This window comes from Mycobacterium sp. 1423905.2 (assembly GCF_001673155.1).
Taxonomy (GTDB): Bacteria; Actinomycetota; Actinomycetes; order Mycobacteriales; family Mycobacteriaceae; genus Mycobacterium.
This window is the reverse complement of record NZ_LZLE01000024.1, coordinates 1-5,056: the sequence shown is the minus strand read 5'-3', so window position 1 is coordinate 5,056 and position 5,056 is coordinate 1. Positions and strand designations below refer to the sequence as shown.

Annotated in this window: 6 protein-coding genes and 1 pseudogene; all 7 read right to left on the bottom strand. The window is 69.5% G+C overall.

Features of this window, described 5'->3' with window-relative positions:
• A pseudogene (locus A9W95_RS01490) lies at window positions 1-426 on the bottom strand (tRNA (adenosine(37)-N6)-threonylcarbamoyltransferase complex transferase subunit TsaD); the annotation flags it as partial.
• Window positions 423-890, bottom strand: coding sequence for a ribosomal protein S18-alanine N-acetyltransferase (gene rimI / locus A9W95_RS01485; protein WP_067408883.1), 468 nt, complete (start codon window positions 888-890; stop codon window positions 423-425). The pseudogene A9W95_RS01490 and the gene rimI, both read right to left, overlap by 4 nt.
• Window positions 887-1,504, bottom strand: a complete 618-nt coding sequence (gene tsaB, locus A9W95_RS01480) for a tRNA (adenosine(37)-N6)-threonylcarbamoyltransferase complex dimerization subunit type 1 TsaB (RefSeq protein ID WP_371328009.1) — start codon at window positions 1,502-1,504, stop codon at window positions 887-889. Before tsaB ends, rimI begins: the two co-directional genes overlap by 4 nt.
• The gene (gene tsaE, locus A9W95_RS01475) at window positions 1,501-1,959 is read right to left on the bottom strand and encodes a tRNA (adenosine(37)-N6)-threonylcarbamoyltransferase complex ATPase subunit type 1 TsaE (RefSeq protein ID WP_067408881.1); all 459 of its coding nucleotides are present in this window, start codon (window positions 1,957-1,959) and stop codon (window positions 1,501-1,503) included. Before tsaE ends, tsaB begins: the two co-directional genes overlap by 4 nt.
• Window positions 1,952-3,004: an alpha/beta fold hydrolase gene (locus tag A9W95_RS01470; RefSeq protein ID WP_172826524.1), complete on the bottom strand. Its 1,053-nt coding sequence runs from the start codon at window positions 3,002-3,004 to the stop codon at window positions 1,952-1,954. Before A9W95_RS01470 ends, tsaE begins: the two co-directional genes overlap by 8 nt.
• Before the next feature lie 53 nt (window positions 3,005-3,057).
• Window positions 3,058-4,218, bottom strand: a complete 1,161-nt coding sequence (gene alr, locus A9W95_RS01465; protein WP_216638118.1) for an alanine racemase — start codon at window positions 4,216-4,218, stop codon at window positions 3,058-3,060.
• A 180-nt stretch (window positions 4,219-4,398) separates the two neighbouring features.
• A partial coding sequence (locus tag A9W95_RS01460) for a pyridoxal-dependent decarboxylase (RefSeq protein ID WP_253851522.1) occupies window positions 4,399-5,056 on the bottom strand: 658 nt, incomplete at its 5' end.

The following is a 5,056-nucleotide window of genomic DNA, read 5'->3' as shown; positions in this document are numbered from 1 at the left end:
GTGGCCGCCGGAGACCAGCAGCGCCACGCACTCCGGTAGCGGACCATGCTCGTAGAGGTCGGCGGCCAGGTGTCCGCCCAGATGGTTGACGGCGTAGAACGGCACGTCCCAGGCCGCCGCGTACGCCTTGGCCGCGGCCACCCCGACCAGCAAGGCGCCGGCCAGGCCGGGGCCGATGGTGGCGGCGACGACGTCCGGGCGGGCCAACCCGGCGGTGGCCAGCGCGCGGCGCATCGCAGGCCCCAGCGCTTCCAGATGGGCGCGCGAGGCGATCTCCGGAACCACCCCGCCGAACCGGACATGCTCGTCGACGCTGGAGGCCACCTCGTCGGCCAACAGCGTCACCGCGCCGTCGGCGTCCAGCCGCGCGATGCCGACTCCTGTTTCGTCACAGGAGGTTTCGATCGCCAAGATGGTTGCCGTCATTGCGCCTCCCGCCGCATCGTGTAGGCGTCGGCGCCGCTCACCCGGTAGTAGCGCCGACGTACCCCGATCTGCTCGAAGCCGACGCTGCGGTACAGCGCGATCGCGGCGTCGTTGTCAGTACGCACTTCCAGGAAGACCACACCGCCGTCGGCGACGTTCAGCAGCTCGTCGAGGAGGAGACGGCCGATGCCGCGGCCCTGGTATTGCGGGTCGACGCCGATGGTGTGCACTTCGTATTCGAACGGCGGGGTGCGGCCCAGCTTCGAGATACCGGCGTAACCGACGAGTTTGTCTGCCACCCGGGCGCCGACGTAATGGTTGCGGCCGCTGGCCAATTCGCGGTGGAAGGCCGCCGCGGGCCACGGGTCGTCACCGTCGAAGAGTTGGGCTTCCAGCTGCGCGCAGCGCTCGGCGTCGGCGCGGGTGAGTCCGCCGACGGTGACCGGCTCGAGGTGGGCGGTCATGAGCGTGCCGCCGAGGGTTTGGCGTCGGGACGGCGCAGATACAGCGCCACCAGCGGCTCCGGTGGCTCCGACCAGTTCACCGCGCGGACCAGCCCGGCCGGCGTGGGAGTGGTGGGGCCGCAGCGCGGCAGGTCGAACAACGCCGCGTGTTCGGGCGAGCCGGCGACCGCTTGCACCGCGCCCGGATCGACGTCGGCTGGGGCGTTGACCGCCGGCCCTGCCGTGCGGACGCCGTCGCGGTAGCACGCCCAGTAGACCTCGCGCCGGCGTGCGTCGGTGACCACCAGCACCTCGCCGGTGGTCAGGCCGCCGATCGCATCCAAGCTGCACACCCCGTACACCGGGATGCCGAGCGCGTGACCGTAGGCCGCCCCAGTCGCCATCCCGGCCCGCAGACCGGTGAACGGTCCAGGCCCGCAGCCCACCACCACCGCAGCCAGGTCGGCCATGCCCAGCCCGGCATCGGCTAACGCGGCCACCACATTTGGCGTCAGCCGTTCGGCGTGCGCGCGGGCATCGACGGTGATTCGTTCGGCCAGCAAGGCCAGGTCGTCACGCCGCACGATCCCGGCGGTGACGGCCGGGGTGGCGGTGTCGAGCGCCAGGACGATCACGTGCGCACCCATTCCCAGGTCGCGATCCGCACATCGGAGTGGCTGACCCGCTCGAGTTTGACGTCGAGGTGGCGCTCCGAGAGCCGTTCGACTAGCCCCTCACCCCATTCCACGACGACGACCGCGTCGTCCAGGTCGGTGTCGAGGTCCAGGGAGTCCAGTTCTCCGAGCAGGTCGGTACCCTCGTCCAGCAACCGGTAGACGTCGACGTGGATCATCGCCGGCGCCCCTGTCCGCCGCGGCGGGTGCACCCGGGCCAACACGTAGGTCGGCGACGTGACCGGACCGTCGACCTCCATCGCCTCGGCAATCCCCTTGGCCAGCACCGTCTTTCCGGCACCTAGCGGACCCGAGAGCACCACCACGTCCCCCGCCCGCAATTGCGCGCCCAGCCGGCAGCCCAGCGCGACGGTGTCCTCGACGCGTTCGAGCGTGGCAGTCCCCCCGCTATCCACGACGCCGGAACCTTTCCCGGAAACGCTGATACCTCAATGTCATTCGACCCGGCAGAGCACGGTTCACCAGGCGGACCAACCCGTCGTTGATGGCGTCGGGCTTGTCCAGCAGCGCCAGGTGACTGGCGCCGGGAACGATGACGAGTTCGGAACGGGGCAGCGACGCCGCCATTTTGCGCGAGTACTCGTCCGGGGTGAGCAGGTCGTGGTCGCCGCAGGCGATCAGGGTGGGGATCCTGAGCAGCGTCCACAGGCCGGCGGTCTCGTCGTGCACTTCCAGCGCACGCAGAAAGCCCACCAGCGTGGCGATCGGGGTGTCGTTCATCATGCGCTGGCTGAACGCGTCCAGACTCCGGCTGACCTCCAGGTCGCTGTAGGAGGCGGCGCGCAGGACGGGTCCCATTACCGATCGCGAGACGTTACGGCCGCGGTGCATGAGGTTGGGCGCCGACCGCGCGGCGAACCGAAGCGCTTCCAGCGCAGGGTGTTTGAGTAGTTCGCCGAGCGGGGATCGGGTCACTCCCTCGGCCGCCGAGGAGATCAGCGCCGCAGCGATGATTTGCCGGCCGTATCGCTCGGGGAACTGGCGGGCATGCGAGAGCACCGTCATGCCCCCCATCGAGTGACCGACCAGCACGATCAGTCCACGCGGCGCGGTGACCTGCAGGACGGCCTCCAAGTCCTGCCCCAACTGGGTCAACGTGTAGCTGTCTGGGTCGGCCTCGCCGGACTGGCCGTGTCCGCGTTGGTCGTAGAAGACCATGCGCACCTGGTCTCCCCACAGTTGCGCGAGGCGCTTGCGCTGAAAGTAGAAGGCGCCCATACGAAGGCAGAATCCGTGCGCGAACATGACGGTGACCGGGGCGTCAACCGGACCCGCTTCGCGCACGGCCAGCGGCACACCGTCGGTGGCGGTCACCACCTGGCTGCGGTCGCTGTCCGGCCACTCGAAGCTCTCGTCGGCGTAGGGGTCTTCGGCGCTGAGGCCCCGGTCGGCCAGCGACCGGCGGGCCGAAGCTCCGACCATGGTGGCGACCGCGGTCAAGCCCGCGCCACCTGCAAGCCACGCCTTGTGCCGCTTGCCGGAATCTTGCCCGCTCAACGGCTTCCGGCCTCCCGATAGGTTCGGGTGATGCGCCCGCGGGGACTGGTGACCACCTCGTAATGGATGGTGTCGAGCAGGTCGGCCCAGTCCTGGGCGGTAGGCTCGCCGCTGGTGCCGGGCCCGAACAGGATCGCTTCGTCACCTTCGGCCACGTCCACGGCGCCGGGGCCCAGGTCGACGACGAACTGGTCCATGCAGATTCGCCCGACACCGCGCCGCCGCCGGCCGTTGATCAAGACCTCCAGACGCCCGCCCAGCGCCCGGAACACACCGTCGGCGTAACCGACGGGCAGCAGCGCCAGGTTGGTGTCGCGCGGTGCGGTCCAGGTGTGTCCATACGACACGCCCTCACCCGCGCTGATCGACTTGACCAGCGCGACAGAGCATTTCACCGTCATCGCCGGAATCAGTCCCATGTCGCCCAAGCTGGGGACGGGACTGAGGCCGTAGACCGCGATGCCGGGGCGCACCAGGTCGAAGGTGAGGTCGGGACGGGCCATGGTGGCCGAGGAGTTCGACAGGTGCGCCACCTCGAACCGCACGCCGTGCTCGCGGGCCTGAGCCAGGAAGCCGGTGAAGCGTTGCGCCTGCAGATCGTTGATGGATTTGTCGGGCGCGTCGGCGTACACCATGTGCGACATCAGCCCGCGCGGGCGTACGGCGTCGTCGGCGACGGCCTGACGCAGCGCGGACAGCAGCGCCGGATACTGCGCCGGGGGCACGCCGTTGCGGTTGAGGCCGGTGTCCACCTTGACGGTCACCGTGGCGGTGCGTCCGGTTCGGCGCACCGCGTCGAGCAGTTCGTCGAGCTGGCGCACCGAGGACACCGCGATCTCGATGTCACCCAGCAGCGCTGGGCCGAAGTCCGTGCCGGGTGAGTGCAACCACGCCAGCAGCGGCGCGGTGACGCCGTCGGCGCGCAACGCGAGTGCCTCGTCGACGGTGGCGACACCCAGTTCGGCGGCGCCCGCGGCCAGGGCGGTCTGCGCCACCCGGGTGGCGCCGTGCCCGTAGCCGTCGGCCTTGACGACGGCCATCACCTGCGCGCTGCCGGCGTGCTCGCGCAGCACCCGCACGTTGTGCGCGATGGCGCCCAGGTCCACCACGGCCTCGGCGAGGACGCCCGGGCTCAGCGATATGGGGGTAACAGCCACGGCCCCCATTGTCCCAGAAGCGTCCGCGAACCAACGCCCCGTCGTCTCAGCTGTCACAGCAGTACCGACCCGGACACACCTTCCTTTGTGCCCGCCTCCGAGCGACAACCCGAATTGTCGCTGTGAGGCGGGCACATCAGCACATGCTCCCGACGGAGACGGGTGTGACCGATGTGACTACTAGTGCGCGAAGTGCTGGGCGTCGTAGTGTCCGCCCGGCTTGACCTTGTCCAGGTTCGCCAGCGCCGTGCGGGCATCGTCGTGCAGGGCGCGCGCCAGGTCAGCGGACAAGCCCTCCCGCACGACGATGCGCAGCACCGACACGTCGGTGGCGTTGTCAGGCATGGTGTAGGCGGGAACCTGCCAGCCGAAGGTCCGCAGCTCGTGCGACACGTCGAACTCGGTGTAGCCGCACTCGCGGGCCAACCGGAAGCTGACCACCGGGATCGCCGAACCGTCCGAAATCAGCTCGCAATGGTCGCCGGTGCGTAACTGCTCACCCAGCCACCGCGCGGTTTCGGACAGAGTCTGCATCACCTTGGTGTAGCCGTCGCGGCCCAACCGCAGGAAGTTGTAGTACTGGCCCACCACCTGGTTGCCCGGGCGGGAGAAGTTCAGGGTGAACGTCGGCATGTCGCCGCCCAGATAGTTGACGTGGAACACCAGGTCCTCGGGCAGATGCTCCTTGTTGCGCCAGACCACGAAGCCGACGCCGGGATAGGTCAACCCGTACTTGTGGCCGCTGACGTTGATCGACACCACGCGGGGCAACCGGAAGTCCCACTTCAGCTCGGGGTGCAAGAACGGCACCACGAAACCGCCGCTGGCCGCGTCGACG